Genomic DNA, 26,182 nt, shown 5'->3' on the forward strand with positions numbered 1-26,182 from the left:
TGCCGGACGAGTCGAATTCGGAGGATTTTGATGCCCCGCATAGGCGGGGCGTCAAAGGGCGCTGTGGATCGATCTTCGCGGGATGCGCCACAGCAAATCACAACGGAGAGCCTCCATTGTGACCACCTGCCACACCTACGGTGGCGAGCCGGAGCATATTTTGAAAGTGGAGAAAATAGATTACTTAGTCAGGCTAAACATCGGGGCGATTCCGGAAGAATCGGGCATTTCGGACTGGATGCTTCTCACCGGCGATATGCTCTATTTGCTGGCCCGTCGCAGCGGCGAGGTGAGTTATCTGCACGTTCCGCTCGATCTGAAACTGCTCGAAAGCGTCCGGGAGTCGGCCGTGCGCGACGAAGGCGGCATATATCGTGACAGCAGAGGCGAGCCGACACCGCTCGCCACATATCTGGCGTTGTTTTTTCTGCAGCGGAACGTGCCGCTGCAGGCCATCAGGCGAGAACTGGACATGTCGGAAGCGACGATAAACAGGTTGCTCGATGTCCGGCACCTTGCCGGTGGCATCGATCTTGATAGCCGATTGCCACTGACTCGCCGGCCGACATTCGAGCGGAAAGGGACATGTCCGGCTTGTCGGATTGTGGGCAGCGCCAATTCGGAATCTTCTGCTCGAGACGGAGGGGAAATGAGATAAAAAGATCGAGCACTCGCACGCGATCTTCGGCAAGTCCGAGCGCGCGGGTGAGTGTCGGTACCGGCCTGGCTCAAGCAAAGCCAGAACCGTGGGAATGTCGTGATCAGGTTGGCGAACCCGCTCACGACGATCGCAAAACACCAGTTGTCTCCTGTAGACAGCAATTACCGGCCCTGAACAAGGGGCAATCAGGCGAGTAAGTGTTCCTAAATAAATCCGTTTACCGAGTCGAGCTGAAAATTAACTCTCTACTCAGAGAGGTTGCCGCGATCGACCGAAGCTACATTTTCGACAACAAGCTTTATCTGTTCAGCAACGAAGCCGAAGGCTATAGCTACCGGTCCGTTCGGCTGGACTGGACGGCACCCAAAAAAATAGGCAAGGAATTTCGCATTGTCGAGGCATCGCCGGATAGTAACGTCCGGGGCCCAATCGATTTCAAGCGAAAATTCCAGGCGTTGGCCTTGTTGCACGATGGCGCGTCGGTCGCGGCGGTTTCGCGCGGTGTCAGCTTATCGGCGACGACGGCATATCGATATCGCAGGGAGCTGAAAGGCCTTGTCGCGCTGCGTCCTCAGAATACGAACTCCCTGCTGCGGATACTTGCTTTTCCGGGCGGCGGCGAGGGGCGATAAGCGAGACGTCGCTGGATCGCACGCCGCGCCGCGCACCCGAATGCGGCGGGGCTATCCCGTGCCCACTTCCTGCGCGGACCGGGTCATATCGATGCCCCTGCGCTCCCGGCTGAAGAAGATCAGCGCCGCGATCACCACGGCGACGACGCCAGCGACGATCGCCATCGCCATGCCGTAATTGTTGTCGTGCGATGTCGCGAGGGACGCCTGCATCGTGGCGTTTACCGCCGCAAGCAGGTTGCCGAGTTGATAAACGAGTCCTGGGAAGGTCGCGCGAATTTCATCCGGCGAAATTTCGTTCAGATGCACCGGGATCACACCCCACGCGCCTTGCACGGAAATCTGCATGAGGAATGCGCCGATTGCGAGCATGACCGGCGTCGTCGAGAACGCCCACAGATACAGCACTGGCAACGCGATCAGCGCGGCGATGAAAATCGTCACGCGTCGTCCGATCTTCTCCGAGAGCGCGCCGAAAAACAGCCCGCCGACAATGGCGCCGATATTCAACGTGATCGTGATGAGCGACACGGTATGCGGGTCGAAATGGTGCTGCTCGCGCAGGAAGGTCGGATAGAGATCCTGCGTGCCGTGCGAGAAGAAATTGAACGCCGTCATCAGAACGATCGCGTAGAGCGAGAGAGTCCAGTTCTGCTTGAGCGTCGCGACGAGGCTGGGGCGCGGGCGCTTTTCCATGGCGCGCCACGCGGGCGATTCGGGCACGTGCGCGCGCACGTACATCACGAGCAGCGCGGGCGCGACGCCGATGAAGAACATCCCGCGCCAGCCGACGAGCGGATACACCACGCCGAAAGCGATCGACGCGAGCAGATAGCCGCTCGGATAGCCCGCCTGCAGAAGTCCCGATACCAGGCCGCGCGCCGAGGGCGGCACGGTTTCCATCGTCAGCGCGGAGCCTACGCCCCATTCGCCGCCCATCGCAATGCCGAAGAGGGCGCGCAGAATCAGCAACGTCGTCAGATTCGGCGAGAGGCCGGACAGCAGTTCGAGCAACGAATAGCATGCGATGTTGATCATCAGCGTCGGGCGACGGCCGAACTTGTCGGCGAGCCGGCCGAAGATCAGTGCGCCGAGGGGACGCATCGCCAGTGTGAGCGTGATCGCGAATGCGACGTCGGGGATTTTCGTATTGAATTCGGCGGCGATGTCCTTCAATACGAAGACCATCAGGAAAAAATCGAATGCGTCGAGTGTCCAGCCCAGATAGGCGGCTATCGTCACGTTTCTCTGTTCGCGTGTCCAGGTCATTGCCGAATTCTCCGTTTCGAATAGTCGATTGCCGAGTGTTGCAATGCGACTCAGCAATTTACGAACCGGCCGAACCCGCGCCAGCCGGGCGTGACGGCGTTTCGTGCGAATAGGGGATACGCGCGGATAAATCGTGTGTTCGAAGCGTGCCGATTAGTCGGTTTAGGACACGTTATTATCTGAATCGGAGAATACGGATTTAATTCATTATTGGTTCGACGCGGAGACGATCGAATATTAAACGAAAGAAAGTCGCATGGAAAACGAAGGCGGAAAACAAAAAACCCCACGACGATGCGTGGGGTTTTTGCGTGCGATGCGCTCAAACGAGCGTCTCGCGAAAGAGGGACCTTGGTGCCCAGGAGAGGACTCGAACCTCCACGGTGTTGCCACCGCTAGGACCTGAACCTAGTGCGTCTACCAATTCCGCCACCTGGGCCAAGGGGTACAGCGAGCCCGCTATTCTAGCGGGAACGGACGCCGTGTCAATCGAAAAGTCGTACGACTCAATTGAAACAAAACACGGTCTCCGCACAAAAAGAAAAAGCCACCCGAAGGTGGCTTTTTCAAACATCTGGTGCCCAAGAGAGGACTCGAACCTCCACGGTGTTGCCACCGCTAGGACCTGAACCTAGTGCGTCTACCAATTCCGCCACCTGGGCAAGGGTGCGTGTTACTGCAATTCGCTGCGTTTCACTGAGTGTTCAGCAGCAAAGAACGACATTATAGCGAGCGCAACGTGCCTGTCAAGCGTTTCGGTGTAATGTCAGGAAGGCGCCGCGGCGCGTGCGGCGTCGGCCTCAGGCGTCCGTGGCGCTTAAAAGACGGGTGTTAGAATGGCCCGCAACGATGGCCGCATTATTGGTTGCAAAGCACCGCAAAAGTCCCGTCCAACGAGAAAAAACACGACTACGCCCTTGAGCAAATATCCGTATCCGATTCCGAGCCGCGAAGAAATTCTCGGCGTGCTGCGCACGAGCGAGACACCGCATGCCGCGAACGACATCGCCGAGGCGTTGTCGATCAAGCGCCAGGAGCGCGAAGGGTTTTTCAAGCGACTGGCGGCCATGGAACGCGACGGGCAAATTCGCCTCGACAAGCGCGGCCACTATCAACTCACGCATCCGTCAAATTTTGTTGCGGGGCGCGTGCAGGGACATCGCGACGGCTTCGGCTTCCTGATTCGCGACGACGGCCAGGACGATCTATTCCTCCCCAATGGCGAAATGCAGAAGGTCATGCACAACGATCGCGTGCTTGCGCGCATCGTCGGCTATGACCGGCGCGGGCGGCCGGAAGGGCATATCGTCGAGGTGACGGACCGCGCCAACAAACGCATCATCGGGCGTCTCGTCAACGAGAACGGCGCGCTGATTCTCGTGCCCGAAGACAAGCGCATCGGGCACGATATTCTCATCACGCAGAATGCGAAGAAGGCGAAGGTCGGGCAAGTGGTATCCGTCGATCTGACGGATTTCCCGAGCCGCCATTCGCAGCCGCTCGGTCGCGTAGCCGAAGTGATCGGCGATATCGACGATCCCGGCATGGAGATCGAAATCGCGGTGCGCAAATACGGCGTGCCGCATGAGTTCAGCGACGCCGCGCTTGCGATTGCCGCGAAGCTGCCCGACGAAGTGCGCCCGGTCGACATCCGCCATCGCGTCGATTTGCGCGACGTGCCGCTCGTCACGATCGACGGCGAAGACGCCCGCGATTTCGACGACGCTGTGTATTGCGAACCGGTCGCGGTCGGACGGGGCCAGGGCTTTCGCTTGCTGGTCGCGATCGCGGACGTATCGCACTACGTGCGGCCGAACGAAGCGCTCGACATCGACGCGCTCGATCGCAGCACGTCGGTGTATTTCCCGCGTCGCGTGATTCCGATGCTGCCGGAGAAGCTCTCGAACGGACTTTGCTCGCTGAATCCCGATGTCGATCGCTGTGTGCTCGTGTGCGACATGGTCATCACCGCGCGCGGCGAGATCAAGGCGTATCAGTTCTATCCGGGCGTGATGCATTCGGCGGCGCGCCTGACGTACACCGAAGTCGCGGCCGTGCTCACTAACACGAAGGGTCCGGAAGCGGCCAAGCGCGCCGATCTCCTGCCGCAGTTGCAGAACCTCTACGGCGTCTACAAGTCGCTGCATGCCGCGCGTCAGAAGCGCGGCGCGATCGACTTCGACACGACCGAGACGTATATCGTCGTGAACTCGCAGGGCAAGATCGAGCAGATCGTGCCGCGTCATCGCAACGACGCGCATCGGCTGATCGAGGAATGCATGCTGGCCGCGAACGTCTGCGCGGCGGACTTTCTGAAGCGCAACAAGCACCCCGGTTTGTATCGTGTGCACGCGGGTCCGACGGAAGAGAAACTAGAGAACTTGCGCGTGTTCCTGCGCGGCGTCGGCTTGACGCTGACCGGCGGCGCGAAGCCTCACGCGAGCGATTACGCGGCGCTGATCGCGCAGATTCGCGACCGGCCCGACGCGCAGATGCTGCAATCTATGGTGCTGCGCTCGATGCAGCAGGCCGTCTATAGTCCCGACAACATCGGCCATTTCGGTCTCGCGTATGAGGCTTACGCGCACTTCACGAGTCCGATTCGACGGTATCCCGACTTGCTCACGCATCGCGCGATTTATGCGATTCTGCAGGGCAAGAAGTATCTGCCGGACGTCGGTCACGATGTGTCGCTCAGCACCGGTCTCACGAAAGCGGCCCGCGAGATGCAAAGAGCCGACGACACCGCGCGTGGCCGCGCGCGCAACAGCGTCGCGATCTGGGAAGAACTCGGGCTGCATTGCTCCTCGAACGAGCGCCGCGCCGACGAAGCCTCGCGCGACGTCGAAGCGTGGCTCAAGTGCTATTTCATGCGCGACAAGCTCGGCGAGGAATACGGCGGCATGGTGAACGGCGTGACGTCGTTCGGCATTTTCGTGCAACTGGATTCGCTCTTCATCGAAGGCCTCGTGCATGTGACCGAACTCGGCTCGGACTACTTCCAGTACGACGAGATCAAGAACGAACTGCGCGGCGAGCGCACGGGCATTCGCTACCGGATGTCGGATCGCGTGCGCGTGCAGGTGGGCCGCGTCGATCTCGACGCGCGCAAGATCGATTTCCGGCTCGTCCGCGACACGCCAGTAAAGCCGTCGTCGCCGCGTCCGTTGGCGGGTGCGGTCGATGCGGCCGGTGCCGGCGCGGGCGCGGCGGGACCGCGTGTGCGTCCCTTCGGCGACGACGATGCCCCGAGCACGCGCGCCCGTGGCGGCACGAAGAAGGACGCGTCGCTCGCGGCGGGACCGCGCGGCGGCGCGGCGAGGAAGCGCGGGGCGGCGTCGAAGTCGGCACCGCAGGGGCGGCCGGCGCGCAAGAAACGTTAGGGCGGCGCGTTAAAACAGCCGCCATCGAATACGCGCGGTCCGATGCTTCGTGCTTCGGACCGCGTCGTGCTTTTCAAGTTTTCACCGAAGGTTCGGATCAGTCATGTCACGTCTCAAGGTTCTATACGGATTTCACGCAGTGACCGCACGTTTGCGCGCGGATGCATCGTCGATCGAGGAGGTGCTGTACGACCCCACGCGCAAGGATCGGCGCATGCAGGACTTTCTGCGGACCGCGAAGGAAGCGGGCGTGCGCCTGATCGCGGCCGACGAATCGCGTCTGTGGGGGCTCGCGGGCAACATTCAGCATCAGGGAATCGTCGCGCGTGCGAACGATCTGCCGCTTGCGCAGAATCTCGCCGAACTGCTCGATGGCATTTCGGGCACGCCTTTGCTGCTGGTGCTCGATGGCGTCACCGATCCGCATAATCTGGGCGCTTGTCTGCGTGTCGCGGATGCGGCCGGCGCGCATGCGGTGATTGCGCCGCGCGACCGCTCGGCGGGATTGAACGCGACGGCGGCGAAGGTGGCGAGCGGGGCGGCCGAGAGCGTGCCGTATATCACCGTGACGAATCTGGCGCGCGCGCTGCGCGAGCTCAAGGATGCCGGCGTCTGGGTTATCGGCACGGCGGGCGAGGCGACGGCGTCGCTTTACGAGACCAAGCTGGATGGTCCGGTGGCGATCGTCGTCGGCGCGGAGGGCGAGGGCATGCGCAGGCTCACGCGGGAGACCTGCGACGAAGTCATGAATATCCCGATGGCGGGAACGGTCGAGAGTCTGAATGTGTCGGTGGCGAGCGGCGTGTGTTTGTTCGAGGCGGTGCGGCAAAGGCAGGTTAAGAAGTAACGGCGGGCAGCATCGAACAAGAACTCGTTGCAGCTTCTCCATGGCATCGCTTAAGACAACACTCGCACGGCTCGCTCCCTCTCATCGGGCCGCTTTGCAATGGTTTCAAGACTTCGCAGGGCAAGAAGTCGATTGGCCCAAGCCTTTGCCGGACGGGACTTTTATAGTCAACAAAGCCAAGGGCATTCATAAGCCAAAAGGCATCGACTATGCGGTGAGCGTGCGTCAGTCGCTGAATAGCCCGTATGCCGATCACGAGCCGATCACAAGGTTCGATGGCTCTTGGACCTACCGGTATTTCCAAGAGCAACGCGATCCCGCTGAACGTGATAGTCAGTTCACAAATCGCGCGCTCATGGCGTGTATGAATGATGGGGTTCCTGTCGGCGTTCTGCGCCAAGTCACGCCCAAGCCAAGGCCGCGTTATCGGGTTCTCGGCTTGGCGTTCGTGGCTGATTGGCAAGACGGCTATTTCGAGCTGGAGAGTACCCGGTTCGATTCCTCAGAAGACAACGCGCCACTCATCGATCGAATTGAACAAGCCGTTGAAGTCGTGACGGCATTCGATCCATCGAATCTCGAAGACGCCCGCAAGAAGACATTCGCCTCGATCGTCATAAGGCAAGGCCAACCCGCGTTCCGCAAGCAACTCCTCGAAGCGTACGAGCGCCGTTGCGCGCTCACGGACTGCGCGGTCGAAGCGGTTCTCGAAGCGGCGCACATCTGCGGCTACCTGCGCCCTGAAACCAACGACGTTCGAAACGGCCTCCTGCTGCGCGCCGACTTGCACACGCTCTACGACCGCGCGTTGATCGCGATCGATCCCGCGTGTCACGAAGTATCGATCGCGCCGGAGTTGAAGGCATCGCAGTACGCCGCGCTCGCCGGACATCCGCTTCGCCTACCGGCGAACCCCGCGCATCGGCCGAGCGTCGCGGCGCTCCATACGCACTGGACGCTGGTGCAATCGATCTGGAAACAGCAATCGTGACGGGCATGAGAAAAGCCATCGCGCTAGCCGCGGCGATATCAGCGTGCATCCTCTGCGCCTGCACCACCACGATCCAAGACCGCGGCGCCTATCTCGCCGACACGCAATACCACGCGAAGAACGCCGACGCCCGCATCCGTTTCCTGGTGATGCACTACACGGAGATCGACGAAGCCGAATCCCTCGCGGTGCTGACGGGCAATCAGGTCAGCGTGCACTACGTGGTGCCCGATGCGCCGCGCATCGAAAAGGGCGAGCCGGTCGTCTATCAACTGGTGCCGGAAGACAAGCGCGCCTGGCACGCCGGCGTGAGTTCGTGGCAAGGCGCGACGGAACTGAATGCGTCCTCCATCGGCATCGAGAACGTGAATCTCGGCCCGATTGGTCCGTTGAGCGATGGCAAATGGCAGCCGTATCCGCCCGCGCAAATCGACGCGCTCATCAAACTCTCTCGCGATATCGTCGCGCGCTACGGCATTCCGCCGACGCGCGTCGTCGGCCATAGCGACATCGCGCCGCAACGCAAGATCGATCCGGGCCCGCTTTTCCCATGGCACGCGCTATACGATGCCGGTGTGGGCGCATGGCCCGACGACGCGACCGTCGCCGCGCATCTTGCCGGTCGCGATCCGAAAGCGCCATCGGACGTGCGCGCGCTGCAGGAAAAGCTGAAGCGATACGGCTACGACGTCGCGACCGACGGTGTGCTCGACGACAAGACGCGCCGCGTCTTCAGCGCCTTCCAGATGCACTTTCGCCCGTCGGACTATGCGGGCAACGCGGACGCGCAAAGCGACGCCATCGCCCAGGCCTTGCTCGACAAGTACTTCGCCAACTAAAGCTAAAAGGAGCCCACGATGGGCGAATATTTTCTGCCGCTGCGCGCGATCCATATGACGTGCGCGGGCCTTTCCATCGCCGGATTCGTGCTGCGCTGGATCTGGATGCTGACGAATTCGCGTCTCCTCAACGCGCGCGCGGCAAAAATCCTGCCGCACATCGTCGATACGTTGCTGCTCGCGAGCGCCATCGCGCTGGTCGCGGTTATCGGCTTTTCGGCGAACGCGGCGTGGCTCGGCGCGAAAATCGCGGGGCTCGTCGTCTATATCGTGCTCGGCACGTTGGCGCTCAAGCGCGGCCGCACGAAGGGCGCGCGTGCCGTCTACGGCGTGCTGGCGATCGTCGTCTTCGCGTTCATCGCGTCGGTGGCGCGCACGCACGATCCGCTCGGCTTCCTGCGCGCGATTGCATGATCCGCGCGGTTGCGTCGCGCGCTCCGATAAAATCCCAGTTTTCTCCGATACAACAGCACCGCTCCCATGACTCAAGACGAACTCAAGCAACTGGTCGGCCAGGCCGCCGCCGACTACGTGAACGCGAACGTGCCTGAAGGCGCGATCATCGGCGTCGGCACCGGATCGACGGCGAACTGCTTCATCGACGCCATCGCGAAGTCGAAGGCGCGTTATCGCGGCGCGGTGTCGAGTTCGCTCGCGACCACCGCCCGCCTTCAATCGCACGGTTTCAAGGTGTTCGATCTGAACGAGATCGAAACGCTGTCCATTTACGTCGACGGCGCCGATGAAATCGACGCGAGCGGCGCGATGATCAAGGGCGGCGGCGGCGCGCTCACGCGCGAGAAAATCGTCGCGTCGGTGGCAGACGTGTTCGTGTGTATCGCCGACGCTAGCAAGCGCGTGCCGGTTATGGGCACGTTCCCGTTGCCCGTCGAAGTCGTGCCGATGGCCCGCACCGCGATCGGCCGCAAGCTCGTGGCGCTGGGCGGCGTGCCGATCGTGCGCGTGACGAAGGACGGCTCGCCGTTCATCACGGACAACGGCAACGAAATCCTCGACGTGAAGGGTCTTTCGATCACCGATCCGCGCGCGCTGGAAGCGCAGATCAACGCGTGGCCGGGCGTCGTGACGGTCGGCCTGTTCGCCGCGCGCGGCGCGAATATCTGCCTGCTCGGCACGGAAACCGGCGTCGAGCGGATCGAATACAAGTAAGTCATCCGCGAAAAACGAAAGGCCCGGCGACGCGCATCGAAGCGCATCGCCGGGCCTTTTGCATGGCGCGACCAATCAATACGCGTTGCGTCCGATGAATCCCTTGAACATCGTCATCGCGACGATCTTGATGTCGAACCAGAACGACCAGTTGTGAATGTAGAAGAGGTCGAACTTCACGCGGCTTTGCATCTTTTCGACCTTTTCCGTCGCGCCGCGATAGCCGTTCACCTGCGCCCAGCCCGTGATGCCGGGCTTGATGCGGTAGCGGAACATGTAGCCGTAGATGAGCTCCTTGTAGAGATCGTCGTGCTCGATCGCGTGCGGGCGCGGACCGACGACCGACATATGTCCGAACAGCACGTTCAGGAACTGCGGCAGCTCGTCGAGGCTCGTGCGCCGCAGGAATGCGCCGACCTGGGTCACGCGCGGATCGTTGCGCGTGGCCTGCGTGACGTGACCCGTGTTCTCCCGATGCACGCCCATCGAACGGAATTTGTAGATGCGAAACGGCCGTCCGTCCGCGCCTTTGCGATGCTGCGTGAAGAAAACCGGACCCTTCGAGGTCGTCTTCACGGCGATCGAGATCGCGATCATGAGCGGCGAGAGCGCGAGCAGCGCGGTCGCGGCGAACAGGCGGTCGAACAGCATCTTCGGCCACATCTGCAAAGTGCTGACCGGCGAAGTCGTCAGATTGATGGTCGCGAGCCCGGCGACATCGGTCATCGAATGATTGAAGAGCGAAATGCTGCGCGTGTCCGGAATCAGGCGAAGATTCACGAAATCGTGTCGCAGCGCGTGGACAAAACGGTAGATCGTGTGTTCCTGCGAGAGCGGCAATGCGAGCCACACTTCGTTGATATCCTCGGCGCGCACCTTGTCGACTAGCTCGTCGAAATCGTTCAGCACGGGCAAACGATTGCCTCCCATGCCGATCGCGCTCGTCGGCGCCGACATGCCGCTGATGCCGCTCGCGTGCAGTTCCTCGTCGCCGGTCGTGTCGAGAATGCACACGGGCGTGAAGCCCTGCTCGGGCGTGCTGCACAGATGCGCGAGCAAGGTTCGCGAGAACCCTTGTGCGCCGACGATCGCCACGCTGCGCTGGTTCAGACCGCGCCCGCGCATCAGGCGCAAAGCCGAATACACGACCAGCTTCGAAGCGATGATGAGGGCGCCGGAAATCAGTGTGGAATATGCGAACCAGAGCCGCGACACCGCGTCCATGCGATGCAGCGTAAACGCGAGCAAGAGACCCGCCGCGACCACAGCAATCCACGCCAGCGTGACGCGCGCCAGCATCATGGCGAACGGCTTGCCACGCCAGGTTTCGTATACGCCGAAAGCAGGGAAGAGCAGGAGGGCGAGTGCGGAATTGAACGCGATCAGAAGCCTTTCGATATCGCTGAAATCCAGCGAGGAAAAGCGTACGTCATGCGCGATCAATCCGCCCGCGATGATGAGAGAGACATCCAGAAAACGCGCCAGCCATGAGAACAAATCAGTATTTTTATCTTGCATTAATCCAGGCCGTTAGACACTTGAGGCCGTTGCTGCCTCGGTTGCACGGAGACGCGGAAGTAGTCGATCGAACTCCCGCTTGACGAGCCCGTAGCACTCGCATGCGCGTGCTTCGAGTCCCTCGCGATCCACGACCTTGATGCAGCCGCGGCTGTGATGAATGAGACCTGCGTCGTGAAGCTTGCCCGCCGCTTCGGTCACGCCTTCGCGGCGCACGCCGAGCATGTCGGCGATCAGTTGCTGCGTGACTTGCAACTCGTTCGACGCGGTGCGATCGATTTCGATCAGCAGCCAGCGGCAAAGTTGCTTGTTCAGCGAATGGTGCCGGTTGCACGCCGCCGTCTGCGCGACCTGCGTAAGCAGCGCTTGCATATAGAGCAGCATCAGGCGGCGCAGGAAGTCCGAGCGGCCGAACTGTTCGCGCAGGGCTTGCGCGCTCATGCGATAGGCGAAGCCGGGACACTGCACCTGCACGCGCGTCGGCATCGTTTCGCCGCCGGTCAGAACGGGCACGCCCGTCATGCCTTCGCGGCCCACTGCGGCAATTTCGACCGAGCCGCCGTCTTCCATCGTGTGCAACAGGGAGACGATCGCCGTCGTCGGGAAATAAACGTGGTGAATTCGTTGGCCCGAGTCGCACAGCAGTTGCTCGGTGCGCAGTTGCACGAGTTCGAGATGAGGAGTGAGCGCCTGCCATTCGTGCGCAGGAAGCGCGCCTAGCAGATGGTTGCCGTGCAGGTCCGACTGGAGGGTCAGCATGATTTGTTCTCTCTCGTAACTTTCGCGCGTTGCGCTTCAATTTTTATTTACTGGCGTGACCACTTTCGAAGATTGCCGCTTGCGACGGTTTTCGAAGAAGCATCACATCAGCCCCGTAGCCGCCCGTTGGCGCTTGAATTGATTTTTATAAATCGCACTGGTCTGGGTTGCGTGCCTCTATTAGCGAGGACTGTGCCAAGGCGGGCAATCGCAATGCTGGCGGGGCCTCATAACTCATGCACTTTTCTTGATGCAGCGCAGCGCTGCGTTTTTGTTTCAGTCTTGAACATCGGTGGTCTTAGGAATACGTGTGAGCCCCGATGAGTTTCATCAGTGCATACCCCCCGAATGGCGGTATGGGATTTTCTGATCACCGTGCGACAGGCCTCACAGGTCGACGTCCCTTCGACAGGACACCTTCTTTCGTAGGGACAATGAAAAATGATTCATCTGTGTTCCATTGACTTCGCGAGCTATCGAACGCGCGTTTGATTCAACGGCGCTCGATTCCCCGCGACGCCTTGCCGGACAAGGCTTTGCGGGCGACAGGTAACGTGTGTCGAATGACGTTGCGTGAAAGGGAAAATGAAGCGGAAACGTTGCGCCGATTGCACGAAGTGAAAAATCCATGCGCGGTTGCGTGCGCACAGGTGCTTCGACAGGTTTCCCGAAAGCGCGCGATAGCCCACACGCGGCTTGCAGGAGGCCTCCCGGGATCTGAACGAAAGGCATTCCACCGTAAAACCGTTTGCGCCCATTTCGTCGGATTCATGATCCACGACGGGGCATTTCAGCTCCGCGCGAGACGCCCCGAAATGTTTCATCGAGGACAATCTCATGCGGAACCGATTAACGAGGGAAATGATCTTCGCTGAAATTGTCGCGAAAACGTCACGAGGTCATAAAAGCGAATATCCGACGACAACGTAAGCGAGTGAAAAACCCCTTGAAACAAGGGCTCGAATATGTTTTTTTCAGCAAGCGTTCGCTGAGACGAAAGCACGCAAAATTCGAAGGCGTCCGCTACGGTCAGCAGACAATATCCGCGAGAGGAGGAATGACGCGTTCGTATGCGTCCTCGATCAAGTCGAACGATGTCTCGCAAAGCTCGCGCCGTCCACGCGAAAGCGCGCGCGCGAGCCGGCACTGCATCACCATCGTTTCGCTCGCGATCTTGCGCGCGCCCGCATACGTCTGAACGGGAATATCGAAGCCCTGTTCACGCATCCACTGCAGATAATGCGCGAGCAATTCGAAGTTCGCGCCGAGTTGCCTCATCACGTTGAACGCGTAATGACGCGCATAGGATTCGCCGCGCGCGATCATCGTATCGACATGCTCGGGAAACGCCGCGCGCCAGCGTGCGATCGGATTGTGCAGCGGCCGCCGCAACAGATGCGCGCACAGCAGATCCGCCGAGACTTCCGCGAGCGGCGTGCCCGACAGCGGCTCGCGCACCCGCTTCACGAATTCGACGTGCGGAAAGAGCGCGGGCTCGGGCGTTGCATTCGAGCGCAGCACGCCGTCGTAATCCTCGCCGTCGAGAAGGTGATAACCCGTGTGATGAAAGTAGCCGAGACGCCGCGCATCCTGATCGATCACATCGATGCCGATAGTCGTCTTCGCATGCTCGCGGCGATACGAAGCCGTGCGCATGTCAGGCAGAAAGAACGCATCGACTTCGACGAGCACGATATTCGCGCGGCGCGTCTGCACGAGCGCGCGCTCTTCGAGCGAATCGAACACGGAAAGCTCCTGCACCTGCAGGCCGTAAAGTTTTTCGATGTCTTCGAACGGCAGCTTGCCGAGCGTAAACTGATCGGCTTCGAAGTCCTGAGCGACGGTGAACGCGAGCGCGGCGCGCGGTTCGAGCCCGTTGCCGTGCAGGATTTCGATCCATAAGTCGATGGGTGCGACGGCTTCACGCCAGATGCGTTCGCCGCGATGGAGCGCGTGCGCGTGATGGCGCCGCGCCCGCATGCGCAGAGGATCGAGTGACACGACGCGGGAACGACTTGCGCCTGAATCCGTCACACCGCTCGTATGGAACGCGCTCATGCCGTGACCTCGGGCCGGAAAGGCCGGCGTTCGATACCGCGTGCGCGCTGGAGCGAGTGTGTTTTGAGTTGTGCGTCTCTATCGCGTTCGATGGCGGTATGCATTTTGATTTTCCCATGAAGGTGCCGTAATACGCGAGCGCTATCGACGCCATGCGACGCGCGCGCGGCGGCCCGCATCGAGGGCTGCGCGTGGTCACGTTCAGGGTCGGGCAGGCGTCTTTTTCCCCGGGACGCCTTTTCTGCGTGTGGTCGAGCTTATTTGAAAGGCGCGCAAGGCCTGGGTCGGTGCGATGGCGCACTGAATTCAGGCGGGTCGGCACGTAACGTTTGATCGTCGCAACGCCGGTTATTACCGGTCAAGCATGGAGATAATCGATGAACTGGAAAACGCTGGATTTCGAACAACTCACTGCGCGGGAGCTTTATTTGATATTGCGCGCGCGCAGTGCGGTGTTCGTCGTCGAACAGTCGCATGTCCATCTCGACCCGGATGGTCGCGATGAAACCGGCACGCACGTATTCGCGGCCGAAGACATGAGCCGTTCGATGCCCGTGCTCGCCTATGCACGCATTCATGAGGGCGACGCGGAGGATCCGGAAGTGGTGGTGGACAAGATCCTGACAAGCCCGCTGCGTCGCGGCGACGGCACCGCGCACGCGCTGATCGAGCGTGTGCTCGCAGTGACCGCCGAGCGCTGGCCGGGCCGCCGCGTGCGACTGACCGCGCCGGTGAGCCTGCGCGGTTTCTACGAGGCGTTCGGCTTCCGCAAGACCGAAGGACCGTTCCTCGAACATGGCATGCCCTATATCGGTCTGACGAGAAAGAGCCGTCAGCCGCGCGAGACATCCGGCGCGAACAACGCTCAGTTCGCGCCGGGCGAGAGCGCGACGACCTACGAGTTGCTTTAAGCGCCACCAGAGACGCGCCGCGCGTGCCGCAACCGGCGCGCGCGGCGAAAGAAGCCAACGCAGCAGCCAACAGCATCAGAGGCGTGGACCGTCCGGGCATCGAGGCAATAACAAAGCGATAACAACGCAATAACAACGCGATCGGCACGGCGCAGTCCGCCCCGGTACGCGTCCTCGAAACAATAAGATCGACGCCGCCGGCATGTGCCGGCGAGCGCAAAACAGCCCAATCTCATGCGAATAGTCCATCTCGCCAACCACGCGCAGACGATCGGCAACGGCACCGTCAACATGATGGTCGATCTTGCCTGCATGCAGGCGCGCATGGGGCAGGAGGTCGTGGTCGCTTCGTCCGGCGGCGGCTTCGAGCCGCTGCTTCGGCGTCACGGCATCACGCATATTTCGCTGCAGCAGTCGCGGCAGCCGTGGCGCGTGCCATCGATGATCGCGGGCTTCAATCGTCTCATCGATCGTTTCGATCCCGACATCGTGCATGCGCACATGATGACCGGCGCGCTCATCTCGCGTTTCGGCAGCATGCGGCGGCGCTTCGCGCTCGTGACCACGGTGCATCACGAACTGCAGAAGAGCGCGTCGCTCGTGCGCGCCGGCGATCGCATGGTGGCCGTGAGCCGCGGGCTCGCGCTGGATCTGGAGGCGCGCGGCATCGGGCCCGCGCGCATGTCGATCGTGCTCAACGGCGCCGTGGGCGCGCCGCGTCTCGTCACCCGGCCGGCCGCGAAGCCGGTGCGGCTGAAGCATCCGAATATCGTCTGCGTGGCGGGCATGTATCGCAGAAAGGGCATCGCGGATCTCCTGGAGGCGTTCGCGCTCGTGCGCGAGCAGTCCGCGAGCGAGCGCGAGTTCATGCCCGAGCCGCATCTGTATCTCGTCGGCGAAGGCCCCGATCGCGGTTCGATGGAAGCGCTCGCGGCCGAACTCGGCATCGCGGAGGTCACGCACTTCACCGGTTTCGTCGCCGATGCGCGGCCGTATTTCACGAGCGCGGATGTTTTCGCGCTGCTGTCGCGTCAGGACCCGAGTCCGCTCGTCATCGCGGAGGCGCGCGAGGCCGGTTGCGCGATCGTCGCGACGCGCGTGGGCGGTATCCCCGAAATGCTCGACGAGGGCGCGGCGGGCCTGCTCGTGCCCGCCGGCGACATCGGGCAGGCGGCGTCGAAGCTGCGCTGGCTTTTGCTCGACCGGCCGGCGCGGGAGCAACTGGCGGCGCGCGCGGGGCAAAACCTCCAGCCGCTTTCGGTCGAACGCGTCTGCAACGAGTACCTCGCGGTGTATCAGCAAGCGCTTACCGAGCGCGAAGCGATGAAGCGCCGGCAGGTCAATCTCGATGCGCGAACACCCCGAACGACAGATGGCGCGATTTAAGCATAGGGCTGACAAATCGCCCCGCTTGCGCCTCGCCACGGTACTTTCGTTCAAACCATCCGATCATACAAAAGGCAAATCCGAGCCGCCTTCCGTTCGCGGTCGCACAGAAAGCCTACGAGATGCTTGCTCAAATGAGTGCATGATCGGTCCGATGACGAGAGTGGACCGAAAAAGAACGCACACGCCGCGCCGCGACGCCGCCATTCTTCAGTTTCCCTGATGAATGCCTGCGCGCGCGCGGCGCAAGCGCAACAGATGCACGTCAAGCGGTAAGAAAGAGAAAAACGAAACAGTGACGTGGATGTCAGAGGGATTACCCTGTCAGGAAATTCCTCACTGGCATTCGAAGCAACGAAGACGCAACGTATCAAGCACGACGAATGGACCTGTCGGGAACCCGTCGTGCCTTTCGCAGCCTGGCAAGCGAAAGCGATGCGCTCATACACACGGCTACGGAACAGGCGAGAAGGGGAGAAGCGAGATGGATGACAACAAAGAGCGATCGCTGGTGGCGAAGGTTATGGACGGACTCGTCTCAGGGATCGTCGAGCAAAAATATGGCGCGATACTGCCACCGCAGGACATCCTCTCGAAGGAGTTCGACGTGAGCCGCACCGTCATGCGCGAGGCGCTGTCGATGCTGCTCGCGCGGCACATGCTGGACGTGCGGCCGAAAACCGGCACGCGTATTCGTCCGATGAGCGACTGGCGTCTCATCGACGAGGACGTGGTGAGCTGGCGTTTTCGCGCCAAGCCGGATCAGACATTTTTGCGCGATGTAATCGAATTCCGAATGCTGATCGAGCCGCGCGCCGCAGCGCTGGCCGCCGCGCGCGCAACGCCCGACGAGATTGCCGGGATTCGCGACGCGTTCGACACGCTGTCGCGTCTGCAGGTCGGCGAGCCGGAATATCAGGCGGCCGACGAAGTGCTGCACACGCGCATCGTGTCGGCGAGCGGCAACCAGTTCTTTCGTCAGATGACGGCGATCGTGCGCGGCGCGCTGGTGACGGTCAATCCGATCGTCGACGGCATCGAGTCCGTGCGCGAGGCGACGCTCGCGGCGCAGAAAAGCGTCGTCGAGGCGATCGAATCGAAAGATTCCGCCGCCGCCGAATCCGCGACGCGCGCGCTCGTCGATCTCGCCGCGGAAGAAGTCGGCCGCGCGTTCTCGCTGGAGCGCGTGAACAGCCAGCCAGCGCCGCCTCCGAACGTGAACGCGCCCGCGGGTGTTTGACGGGTTCTTCGACGCGTCGGTCGAGGGCCGCTGAGTTGGAAGCACGGAGCCGGGACATGTCCCGGCTTTTTGCCGTCTGCGCACGCCGCGCGAATCCGTCATTCGATGCAATCAGGCACAATGCGTCGCACGACGAATCCGACGCACGGAGGCAGGCTTGACACATACGAACACGGCAACGATACGCTGGGGCATCGTCGGCGCGGGACGCATCGCGCGTCGCTTCGCGGACAGTCTCGCGCACGTCGAAGGGGCGCGGCTCGCGGGCGTCTGGTCGCGCCGCGAGGAGCCGGCGCGCGCGCTGGCCGATGCATTCGATGCCCGCGGGTTCACCGATTTCGACGCGCTGCTCGCCAACATCGACGCGCTCTACATCGCGACCTTGCAGGACAGCCATCCGCAGTACGCGTTGCGCGCTTTCGCGGCGGGCAAGCCCGTGCTGTGCGAAAAGCCCGCGGCCGTGAATGCGCGCGACCTGCAGCGCATGATCGACGCGGCGCGCGCGGCGAATCTGCTTTTCATGGAAGCGATGAAGCCGCCGTTCTACCCGCTTTATCGCCGCCTGCGCGAGCATTTGCAAAGCGATCCGATCGGCGAGATCGGACTCGTGCGCGCGGGCTGCTCGATAGCGAACGTGCCGCTCGACCATCCGTCGTTCTCGCTGGAAGCGGGCGGCGGCGCGCTGCTCGATATCGGCATCTACGAGGCGTTTCTCGCGGTCGACTGGCTCGGCGAGGCGCTCGACGTGCAGACCATCGGCCGGCTCGGCGCGACCGGCGTGGACGTCTTCGCGAGCCTGAACGTGCGCCACGAACGCGGCATCGCGCAATTGTTCTGCGGCCTCGATCTGCAAGGTCGCGGCGATGCGCTCATCGGCGGCACGCTCGGCACGGCGACGATCCACGAGAACTGGTGGAACCCCGCGCGCGCGACGATCGCCTACACGGACGGAAGGAAGGTCGAACTCGACGAGCCCTTCGAGGGCGGCGGCCTCAACTACGAAACCGCGCATTTCTGCGAACTGCTGCGCGCCGGAGAAACCGAAAGCCCGGTGATGCCGCACGCGATGTCGATGCGCATGATCGCGATCATCGACGCCGCGCGGCGCGATCTGAATCTGAAGTTTCCCTTCGAGACCGACTGATGCGAAAAAGCCGCTTTTCAGCGGCTTTGCTTGGGGTTCAATGGCGTCCGGGCAGCGCGAGACGCCGCTCGAAAATCCGCTGCACGAATTCGAGCACGCTGCACAGAATCCAGTACACGAACGCGGCCGCGAGATAGAGCGGCAGCGGCTGATAGGTCGCCGCGATCACTTCCTGTGCGCTGCGCAACAATTCGGTCACGGTGATGACCGACACGAGCGACGTGTCCTTGATCAGACTGATGAGGCTGTTCGACAGGCTCGGCACCGCGATGCGCAAAGCCTGCGGCCCGATCACGTAACGCAGCGTCTGCCCGCGCGACAGCCCGAGACTGTAGGCGGCGAGCCATTGACCGGCGTGGATGCCGAGAATCGCGCCGCGCATGCTCTCCGACAGATACGCGGCGACGTTCGCCGACAGCGCGATCACGCCCGCGGGCGTCGGTTCGAGCGAGATGCCGAGGCTCGGCAGGCCGTAATAGATGACGAAGATCTGCACGAGCAGCGGCGTGCCGCGAAACACGCTGACGTAGCCGCGTCCGATCGCGACGAGCGTGCGGCTCTGGCTGATGCCCATCAACGCCAGCGCGACGGCCGCGATGAGGCCGAAGAACATCGAGTAGAGCGCGAACTTGATCGTCAGTAGCGCGCCTTGCGCCAGCACGGGCGCCGATTGTACGAGCAGGGATGTCGTGGACATGAAGGGGAAGGCGGTGAAAGAACGCGTGCGCTGTTTGGATCGTTCGACGCGCACAAAGCGCACATCATAAACCGGCAGCGAAAAAACGAAGGGCGGCATCGTCAGACGATGCCGCCCCCCGGTGACGCGAAGACCGCGACTTACTTCGCCGGCTTCGTCACGTCGATGCCGAACCACTTGTCCGAAATCTTCGCGAACGTGCCGTCGGCTTCGAGCTGGGTCATCGCGTCGTCGATCGCCTTCGCGAACTTCGGATTACCCTTCTTGAACGGAATGCCCGACGGATTGCCCGCGCCGACGCTCGCGCCCGTGCGCAGCGGCAATTGCGAATTCTTCAGCAGGTACGCGAGCATCAGGCGGTCGTTGAGCGCCGCGTCGAGACGGCCGGCGGCGAGGTCGCGCAGATATTCGGGCGCGCCCGGGTACGTCTTCACGTCGATGCCCGGCACCGACTTCGCCATGTCCATGTAGTTCGTGCCGAGGCCGACGCCGAGCTTCTTGCCCTTCAGTTCTTCGAGCGACTTGAACTCGCGCTTGTCGTCGTTGCGCTGGATCAGTTGCGCGTTCGAGTAGGTGTAGGCCGGCGAGAAATCGAGCGTCTGCTTGCGCGCATCGGTGATGCCGACCTGGTTCACGATCACGTCGAACTTGCCAGCCTGCAGGCCCGCGATGATGCCGCTCCATTCGGTCGTGACGAACTCCGGCTTCACGCCGAGCTTGGCGGCGACGGCCTTGGCGATATCGACGTCGTAGCCGACCAGTTCACCGTTCGGCGCTTTCGAATTGAACGGCGGGAAGGTGCCTTCGAGACCGACGCGCAGCGTGCCGCGCTGCTTGACCTGATCCAGCAGATCGTCGGCGTGGGCGGCCGTCGTGACGGCGGTGAATGCGGCGCCGATCAGGCTGGCGGCGACGAGCTTCTTGAGCGTGGACAGTTTCATCGTATTGTTTTCCTCTTGATGGGCACAGCGTCTTGCAGCGACTTTATAGATGCGGCGATCATAGTGAATATGCAATCGCCACGTAATATCGTTTGCTTATGTTTATATGGCTTGGGTGGATTTACGCGAGCGCCTCGACGCACTCTTTCACGAGCGCGGGACCGCGATAGATCAGCCCTGTGTAAATTTGCACCAGCGACGCGCCCGCCGCGAGTTTCGCGCGCGCGTCCTCGCCCGAAAAAATCCCGCCCACGCCGATGATCGGCACGTCGGTTCCGACTTCCGCGCGCAGCTTGCGGATCACTTCGTTCGATGCATCGAATACGGGACGCCCGGAGAGGCCGCCGGCTTCGTCGCCGTGCTTCATGCCGGTCACGGCGCTGCGCGCGAGCGTCGTGTTCGTCGCGATCACGCCGTCGATCTTGTGCGCCAGCAGCGTGCCCGCGATCGATTTGATCTGCTCGTCGTCGAGATCGGGCGCGATCTTCAGCGCGAGCGGCACGAGTTTGCCGTGCAGATCCGACAGCCGCGCCTGCTTCTCCTTGAGCGCGCCGAGCAGCGAGTCGAGTTCGCCCGCGCCCTGAAGTTGCCGCAAATTCTTCGTGTTCGGCGACGAAATGTTGATGGTCACATAGCTCGCGAACGGATAGACCCGTTCGAGGCAATACAGATAGTCTTCGGCGGCGCGCTCGATCGGCGTATCGGCGTTCTTGCCGATATTCAGCCCCAGCACGCCGCGATAATGCGCGGCCTTCACGTTCGCCACGAACTGATCGACGCCGCGGTTATTGAAGCCCATCCGGTTGATGAGCGCGCTCGCCTCGGGCAGCCGGAAAATGCGCGGACGCGGATTGCCTGCTTGCGCGCGCGGCGTCACGGTGCCCACTTCGATGAAACCGAAGCCGAGCGCGGCGAGCCCGTCGATGCACGCGCCGTCCTTGTCGAGGCCCGCGGCGAGTCCGACCGGATTGCGGAACGTGATGCCCATGACGGTGCGGGGCGAATCGGGGCCGCGCTTGGCGAGCATGCCGGCGAGCCCGGTGCGGCCGGCGGCGCCGAGCATGCGCAGCGTCAGGTGATGAGCGTCTTCCGCGTCCATCTTGAAGAGATGCGAACGCGCGATCGGGTAGAGGGAGCTGAACACGGAATGAAAGCCGGCGACGGCGAATTTTTTTAAGACCGCTATTTTAGCGGTTTCGGGCGGCGCGCCGGGTTGCTTCGGCGGCTACTTTGGTGGCTGCTTTGGTGGCTATTTCGGCTGGCTCGGGCCGTGGATGCGCCCCGGCATCGGCAGCGTGCCGGCGGAGTGCGTGTTCGCGGGATCGAGCAGCGTCCAGCTGCCGTCGATCAGGCCTTCCAGCGGCCGGAAATTAGCCTTGTACGCCATCTTTTCGCTTTCCCGGATCCAGTAGCCGAGATAGACGTGCGGCAAGTCGAGGCTTCTGGCCTGCTCGATCTGCCAGAGGATGTTGAACGTGCCGTAGCTCGTCTTCGGCAGATTGGGTTCGAAGAAGGTGTACACGGACGAAAGCCCGTCGCCGAGAATGTCGATCATGCTGATCATGCGCAATACGCCGGGCTCGTCCGGATGCCCAGGATGCGCGGGTTCGCGGAATTCGACGAGACGCGAATTGATCCGGCTCTGCAGCAGGAACTGCTCGTACTGATCGCGGCTGTCGCGGTCCATGCCGCCGCCCGCATGCCGCGCCGACTGGTAGCGCATATAAAGCGCGTAGTGCTCTTCGTCGTAGTGCAGCGGCGCGACGCTTGCCACGAGACCGCCATGCAGCCGCGAGACGCGCCGTTGCGCGCGGTTCGGCACGAAGCGCGCGACCGGCACGCGCACTGGCACGCAGGCGCGGCAGCCGTCGCAATACGGGCGATAGGTGAAGACGCCCGAGCGCCGGAATCCGGCTTTTACGAGTTCGGTGTAGACGTCGGAGTTGATCAGATGGCTCGGCGTGGCGACCTGCGAGCGTGCGACGCGCCCTTCCAGATAACTGCAAGGGTAGGGCGCTGTTGCATAGAATTGCAGCGCGGAAAGCGGTGACAGCGGCAGCTCGTTCGGATGTGTCACGTTGGCGGCTCTCGCAGGCGTCGTCTCGTCGCGGCCGACCGGCGCGCGAAGTCGTCTTCAGGCGCGCGGCGGCTGCATTGCATGTGTCGCTCGGGCGTTACGCTTGAAGCTTTCAGCGTGCCAGCACGTCGAGAAGGACGGATTTGTCGAAGCGCCAGCCGATCGCCGGTTGCGCCGTCGCCCGTCTCAGATGCGCGACGAACGCCCGGCGCGCGATCTCGCGGCCGCCAAGCGACGCCAGATGCGACGTGTTCTGCTGGCAGTCTATCATCTCAATTTGATTGCGGCGCAAGTGTCCGACGAGGGCGGCGAGCGCGATTTTCGACGCGTCGGTCTTGTGCGCGAACATCGATTCGCCGAAGAACATGCGCCCGAACGACACGCCGTAGAGTCCGCCCACGCGCACGCCGTCGTACCACGTCTCGACGCTGTGCGCGTTGCCCGCGCGATGCAGGCTCGTGTACGCATCGACGATGTCCGAGGTGATCCATGTCCCGCGCTGGCCGTCGCGCGGCGTCTCGGCGCAGGCGCGCATCAGCGCCGGAAAATCGTCGTCGACGCGGATTTCCCAGACGGGATCGCGCACGACGCGCCGCAAGGTCTTGCGCAGCGAATCCGACACCTTGAACTCGGCCGGAAAGAGCACCATGCGCGGATCGGGACTCCACCACAGTACCGGCTGGCCGTCCGAATACCACGGGAAGATACCGCGCCCATAGGCGTCGATGAGCCGCGACGGCAGCAGATCCGCGCTCGCGGCGAGCAGGCCTGGCGCGCCACTCGCCGCGTCGAGCGCGCGCTCGACGGGCGGGAAGGGATCGTCGTCGGCGAGCCAGGGAACCATGTTCTCGGGGAGGGCGGCGTTCGGTGTTTTCGTCGGACAGGCGTGCGTTTCAGCCGTCGCGCAGCGTGCGGAAGATGTCGCCCGTGTGCAGCGTGAAATTGCCGGCGGCGCGATCGGCGAAGAAAAAACGCAGCGTCTGGCCGACCGTCGGAAAGGCGATCTCGTCCCATGGAATCTCGCTTTCCTCGAAGAGCTTCACTTCCAGACTCTCTTCGCCGGGATCGACCTCGATATCGAGCAGCCGCGCGAGATAGAACAAATGCACCTGATGCACGTGCGGCACGTTGAGCAGCGTGAAGAGGCTTTGAATCTCGACGCGCGCGCCCGCTTCCTCAAGCGTTTCGCGCGCGGCGCCTTCGCTCGTCGTCTCCTGCATTTCCATGAAGCCGGCGGGCAGCGTCCAGTAGCCGTAACGCGGCTCGATTGCGCGGCGGCACAGCAGCACCTTGTCGTCCCACACCGGCACGGTGCCCACGACGTTGCGCGGATTCTGATAATGAACGGTGCCGCAGTTATTGCAGACGAATCGCTCGCGGTTGTCGCCAGGCGGAATGGCGAGACCGACCTCGTGGCCGCAGAGGGAACAGAATTTCATGGAAATGGACGTGGGAAGTGTGCTGCGAGTGTATCACCGCGCCGTGGCGGCTTTGAGGGGCTCAAATGGATCGCGGTATCGGTCGCGCCGCATGACTGGCTTGCCCGGAACCGGAGGTGCGACGCCTGCCTTGTCGCTACAATAGTTGACCGGAATTGCAATATCCCTTTCACGATCAGGCCGCCGCGCGCGTCCGAAACGAACGCCATGTCATCCACGCCAGCCGCTTCCAGCCGTCCTCCGATGCTCGCCACCGCCGAGGCGCTCAGCCGTCTGCTCGACGCCGCGCGTCGGGTCGACGCTCGCGAGCGCGTCGACACGCTCGATGCGCTCGACCGCGTCCTCGCCGCCGACGTAACTTCGCCGCTCGATGTCCCGCCGATGCACACCAGTTCGATGGACGGTTACGCCGTCCGCGTGGCCGATCTCGCCGGCGCGAGCGAGGGCGCGAACATCGCGTTGCCGGTGTCGCAGCGCATCCCGGCGGGGCACGCGGCCCAGCCGCTCGCGGCGGGCACGGCCGCGCGCATCTTCACCGGCGCGACCGTGCCGCCCGGCGCCGATGCCGTCGTGATGCAGGAGATGGCGCAAGTCTCGGACGACGGGCGCGTCGCGTTCGCGCAAACGCCCGCGGCGGGCGAGTGGATCACGCGGCAAGGCGCGGATATCAGGCGCGATTCGGTGATCCTCCCCGCGGGCACGCGCCTCACGCCGCAGGCGCTCGGACTCGCGGCGTCGGTCGGATGCGCGCAGCTCGATGTCGTGCGGCCCGTGCGCGTCGCGATCTTCTTTACCGGCGACGAATTGCGCATGCCGGGCGAGCCGCTCGAACCCGGCGCGATCTACAACTCGAACCGCTTCACGCTGCGCGCGCTGCTCGCGAAGCTCGGCTGCGAAGTGACCGACCTCGGCATCGTGCCGGATCGGCTGGACGCGACGCGCGAAACCTTGCGGCGCGCCGCGACGGATCACGATCTCATCCTGACGTGCGGCGGCGTGTCGGTCGGCGAGGAAGATCACGTGAAACCGGCGGTGGAAGCCGAAGGGCGCATTTCGATGTGGCAGATCGCGATGAAACCGGGCAAGCCGCTCGCGTTCGGCGCGGTGCGACGCGGCGATTCGGGCAGCGAAGCGTACTTCATCGGCTTGCCGGGCAATCCGGTGTCGAGCTTCTGTACGTTTTTGCTGTTCGTGCGGCCGTTCCTGCTGCGGCTCGCGGGCGTGAAGAACGTCGCGCCGCGCGTCTTCTCGATGCGCGCCGACTTCAGCCAGAAAAAAGGCGACCGCCGCAACGAATTCCTGCGCGCGCGGGTGAACGAGTCGGGCGGCCTCGATCTCTTTGAGAACCAGAGCTCGGCCGTGCTGACATCGACCGTGTGGGGCGACGGTCTCATCGACAATCCGCCGAATCACGCGATCAGCACGGGCGAGATCGTGCGCTTCATCCCATTTTCAGAACTAATGCGGTAAGGACAAGCTGGACATGAAAGTTGAACTGAGGTTTTTTGCGAGCGTGCGCGAAGCGCTCGGCGTCGCGAACGAGACGGTCAGCGTGCCGGACACGGTGGTCAACGTCGGCGACGTGCGCGCGTGGCTGCGCATGCGCGGCGGCGCGTGGGAAGAGGCGCTCGCCGAAGGCCGCGCGTTGCGCATGGCCTGCAATCACGTGATGACGAATCCGTCGCAGCGCATTACCGAGGGCTGCGAGGTTGCGTTCTTTCCGCCTGTCACGGGTGGCTGACATGAGCACGCATTCCAGAATCCGCGTGCAGGAAGCCGATTTCGACATCAGCGCGGAAGTGGCCGCGTTGCGCGCCGACAATCCTAAAGTGGGCGCGATCGCGTGTTTCGTCGGCACGGTGCGCGATCTGAACGAAGGCAGCGCCGTCGAGACGATGGAGCTCGAACACTACCCCGGCATGACCGAGAAATCGCTCGAAGCCATCGCCGATCAGGCGCGCGAGCGCTGGCGTGGCTCAGACGTGCTGATCGTGCATCGCGTGGGCAAACTCAAGCCGCTCGACCAGATCGTGCTCGTCGCGACGACGGCGAAACATCGGGCGCAAGCGTTCGAATCGTGCGCTTTCGTGATGGACTATCTCAAGACGCAGGCGCCGTTCTGGAAGAAGGAAAAGACCGAAGCGGGCGAGCGCTGGGTCGACGCGCGCGAATCCGACGATGCGGCGCTCGCGCGCTGGCAAGACGGGCGGTCCTGACTGC

At 62.7% G+C, this 26,182-nt stretch carries 25 protein-coding genes and 2 tRNA genes; 15 read left to right on the top strand and 12 right to left on the bottom strand.

What is annotated here, in order from left to right:
* Window positions 1-82 precede the first annotated feature (82 nt).
* A complete protein-coding gene (locus AWB82_RS23080) occupies window positions 83-658 on the top strand; it encodes a hypothetical protein (RefSeq protein WP_200818189.1) in 576 nt (191 codons plus the stop codon).
* Window positions 659-858: 200 nt separating this feature from the next.
* Window positions 859-1,293 carry a hypothetical protein gene (locus AWB82_RS23085; protein ID WP_086971360.1) on the top strand — a complete coding sequence of 145 codons (435 nt, stop codon included), beginning with the start codon at window positions 859-861 and terminating at the stop codon, window positions 1,291-1,293.
* Window positions 1,294-1,344: 51 nt separating this feature from the next.
* Here the strand turns inward: AWB82_RS23085 and AWB82_RS23090 are convergent, their stop codons facing one another.
* The 3 genes from AWB82_RS23090 to AWB82_RS23100 form a co-directional block, all read right to left on the bottom strand.
* Entirely contained in the window at window positions 1,345-2,562 is a 1,218-nt protein-coding gene (locus tag AWB82_RS23090) for an MFS transporter (protein ID WP_086971362.1), read from the bottom strand.
* Between the two features lie 352 nt (window positions 2,563-2,914).
* Window positions 2,915-3,001 (bottom strand) — tRNA-Leu (locus AWB82_RS23095).
* Between the two features lie 136 nt (window positions 3,002-3,137).
* A tRNA-Leu gene (locus AWB82_RS23100) sits at window positions 3,138-3,224 on the bottom strand.
* Window positions 3,225-3,398: 174 nt separating this feature from the next.
* Here AWB82_RS23100 and rnr point away from each other — a divergent pair.
* The 6 genes from rnr (at window position 3,399) to rpiA (ending at window position 9,792) form a co-directional block, all read left to right on the top strand.
* Window positions 3,399-5,945 (top strand): ribonuclease R, encoded by a 2,547-nt coding sequence (gene rnr, locus AWB82_RS23105; protein ID WP_407643035.1) that lies wholly within the window; start codon window positions 3,399-3,401, stop codon window positions 5,943-5,945.
* Between the two features lie 103 nt (window positions 5,946-6,048).
* Complete coding sequence (rlmB, locus tag AWB82_RS23110) at window positions 6,049-6,792, top strand: 23S rRNA (guanosine(2251)-2'-O)-methyltransferase RlmB (protein ID WP_061120393.1); 744 nt, start codon at window positions 6,049-6,051, stop codon at window positions 6,790-6,792.
* A gap of 40 nt (window positions 6,793-6,832) precedes the next feature.
* A complete protein-coding gene (locus AWB82_RS23115) occupies window positions 6,833-7,783 on the top strand; it encodes an HNH endonuclease (RefSeq protein ID WP_086971365.1) in 951 nt (316 codons plus the stop codon).
* Window positions 7,784-7,788: 5 nt separating this feature from the next.
* Window positions 7,789-8,622: an N-acetylmuramoyl-L-alanine amidase gene (locus AWB82_RS23120; RefSeq protein ID WP_086971425.1), complete on the top strand. Its 834-nt coding sequence runs from the start codon at window positions 7,789-7,791 to the stop codon at window positions 8,620-8,622.
* An 18-nt stretch (window positions 8,623-8,640) separates the two neighbouring features.
* Complete coding sequence (locus AWB82_RS23125; RefSeq protein ID WP_086971367.1) at window positions 8,641-9,036, top strand: SirB2 family protein; 396 nt, start codon at window positions 8,641-8,643, stop codon at window positions 9,034-9,036.
* 66 nt (window positions 9,037-9,102) lie between these two features.
* Window positions 9,103-9,792, top strand: coding sequence for a ribose-5-phosphate isomerase RpiA (gene rpiA, locus AWB82_RS23130; protein ID WP_086971368.1), 690 nt, complete (start codon window positions 9,103-9,105; stop codon window positions 9,790-9,792).
* Window positions 9,793-9,867: 75 nt separating this feature from the next.
* On the opposite strand, the gene AWB82_RS23135 is transcribed toward rpiA, so the two are convergent.
* The 3 genes from AWB82_RS23135 to AWB82_RS23145 form a co-directional block, all read right to left on the bottom strand.
* Window positions 9,868-11,289, bottom strand: coding sequence for an undecaprenyl-phosphate glucose phosphotransferase (locus AWB82_RS23135; RefSeq protein ID WP_086971428.1), 1,422 nt, complete (start codon window positions 11,287-11,289; stop codon window positions 9,868-9,870).
* 33 nt (window positions 11,290-11,322) lie between these two features.
* Entirely contained in the window at window positions 11,323-12,069 is a 747-nt protein-coding gene (locus AWB82_RS23140) for a Crp/Fnr family transcriptional regulator (RefSeq protein ID WP_086971370.1), read from the bottom strand.
* Between the two features lie 1,029 nt (window positions 12,070-13,098).
* The gene (locus AWB82_RS23145) at window positions 13,099-14,127 is read right to left on the bottom strand and encodes a DUF1839 family protein (RefSeq protein ID WP_086971371.1); all 1,029 of its coding nucleotides are present in this window, start codon (window positions 14,125-14,127) and stop codon (window positions 13,099-13,101) included.
* Window positions 14,128-14,504: 377 nt separating this feature from the next.
* On the opposite strand from AWB82_RS23145, the gene AWB82_RS23150 reads away from it, so the two are divergent.
* From AWB82_RS23150 to AWB82_RS23165, 4 genes are all read left to right on the top strand, one after another.
* Entirely contained in the window at window positions 14,505-15,038 is a 534-nt protein-coding gene (locus tag AWB82_RS23150; protein WP_086971373.1) for a GNAT family N-acetyltransferase, read from the top strand.
* A 234-nt stretch (window positions 15,039-15,272) separates the two neighbouring features.
* On the top strand, window positions 15,273-16,424 hold the full coding sequence (locus AWB82_RS23155) for a glycosyltransferase family 4 protein (RefSeq protein ID WP_086971430.1): 1,152 nt from the start codon (window positions 15,273-15,275) through the stop codon (window positions 16,422-16,424).
* A gap of 484 nt (window positions 16,425-16,908) precedes the next feature.
* Window positions 16,909-17,664 carry a FadR/GntR family transcriptional regulator gene (locus AWB82_RS23160; protein ID WP_086971374.1) on the top strand — a complete coding sequence of 252 codons (756 nt, stop codon included), beginning with the start codon at window positions 16,909-16,911 and terminating at the stop codon, window positions 17,662-17,664.
* A 157-nt stretch (window positions 17,665-17,821) separates the two neighbouring features.
* On the top strand, window positions 17,822-18,808 hold the full coding sequence (locus tag AWB82_RS23165) for a Gfo/Idh/MocA family protein (protein WP_086971376.1): 987 nt from the start codon (window positions 17,822-17,824) through the stop codon (window positions 18,806-18,808).
* 37 nt (window positions 18,809-18,845) lie between these two features.
* On the opposite strand, the gene AWB82_RS23170 is transcribed toward AWB82_RS23165, so the two are convergent.
* The 6 genes from AWB82_RS23170 to AWB82_RS23195 form a co-directional block, all read right to left on the bottom strand.
* Window positions 18,846-19,505: an amino acid ABC transporter permease gene (locus AWB82_RS23170; RefSeq protein WP_086971432.1), complete on the bottom strand. Its 660-nt coding sequence runs from the start codon at window positions 19,503-19,505 to the stop codon at window positions 18,846-18,848.
* A gap of 140 nt (window positions 19,506-19,645) precedes the next feature.
* Entirely contained in the window at window positions 19,646-20,446 is an 801-nt protein-coding gene (locus AWB82_RS23175; RefSeq protein WP_086971378.1) for a cystine ABC transporter substrate-binding protein, read from the bottom strand.
* A 121-nt stretch (window positions 20,447-20,567) separates the two neighbouring features.
* Window positions 20,568-21,590, bottom strand: coding sequence for a quinone-dependent dihydroorotate dehydrogenase (locus AWB82_RS23180; RefSeq protein WP_086971381.1), 1,023 nt, complete (start codon window positions 21,588-21,590; stop codon window positions 20,568-20,570).
* A 105-nt stretch (window positions 21,591-21,695) separates the two neighbouring features.
* A complete protein-coding gene (locus AWB82_RS23185) occupies window positions 21,696-22,523 on the bottom strand; it encodes an arginyltransferase (protein WP_086971383.1) in 828 nt (275 codons plus the stop codon).
* 112 nt (window positions 22,524-22,635) lie between these two features.
* Window positions 22,636-23,367 carry a leucyl/phenylalanyl-tRNA--protein transferase gene (gene aat, locus AWB82_RS23190; RefSeq protein ID WP_086971385.1) on the bottom strand — a complete coding sequence of 244 codons (732 nt, stop codon included), beginning with the start codon at window positions 23,365-23,367 and terminating at the stop codon, window positions 22,636-22,638.
* 49 nt (window positions 23,368-23,416) lie between these two features.
* Entirely contained in the window at window positions 23,417-23,962 is a 546-nt protein-coding gene (locus AWB82_RS23195) for an NUDIX hydrolase (protein WP_008349294.1), read from the bottom strand.
* A gap of 243 nt (window positions 23,963-24,205) precedes the next feature.
* Here AWB82_RS23195 and AWB82_RS23200 point away from each other — a divergent pair, with 243 nt between their 5' ends.
* Genes AWB82_RS23200 through moaE form a run of 3 tightly spaced genes read left to right on the top strand, consistent with a single transcriptional unit; the run spans window position 24,206 to window position 26,178 of the window.
* Window positions 24,206-25,432 (top strand): molybdopterin molybdotransferase MoeA, encoded by a 1,227-nt coding sequence (locus AWB82_RS23200; RefSeq protein ID WP_407643036.1) that lies wholly within the window; start codon window positions 24,206-24,208, stop codon window positions 25,430-25,432.
* A 13-nt stretch (window positions 25,433-25,445) separates the two neighbouring features.
* Window positions 25,446-25,703 carry a molybdopterin converting factor subunit 1 gene (gene moaD, locus AWB82_RS23205; RefSeq protein ID WP_061178639.1) on the top strand — a complete coding sequence of 86 codons (258 nt, stop codon included), beginning with the start codon at window positions 25,446-25,448 and terminating at the stop codon, window positions 25,701-25,703.
* A 1-nt stretch (window position 25,704) separates the two neighbouring features.
* Complete coding sequence (moaE, locus tag AWB82_RS23210) at window positions 25,705-26,178, top strand: molybdopterin synthase catalytic subunit MoaE (protein ID WP_086971388.1); 474 nt, start codon at window positions 25,705-25,707, stop codon at window positions 26,176-26,178.
* The last annotated feature ends 4 nt before the right edge of the window (window positions 26,179-26,182 follow it).

It is taken from the genome of Caballeronia glebae (genome assembly GCF_001545035.1).
GTDB lineage: Bacteria > Pseudomonadota > Gammaproteobacteria > Burkholderiales > Burkholderiaceae > Caballeronia > Caballeronia glebae.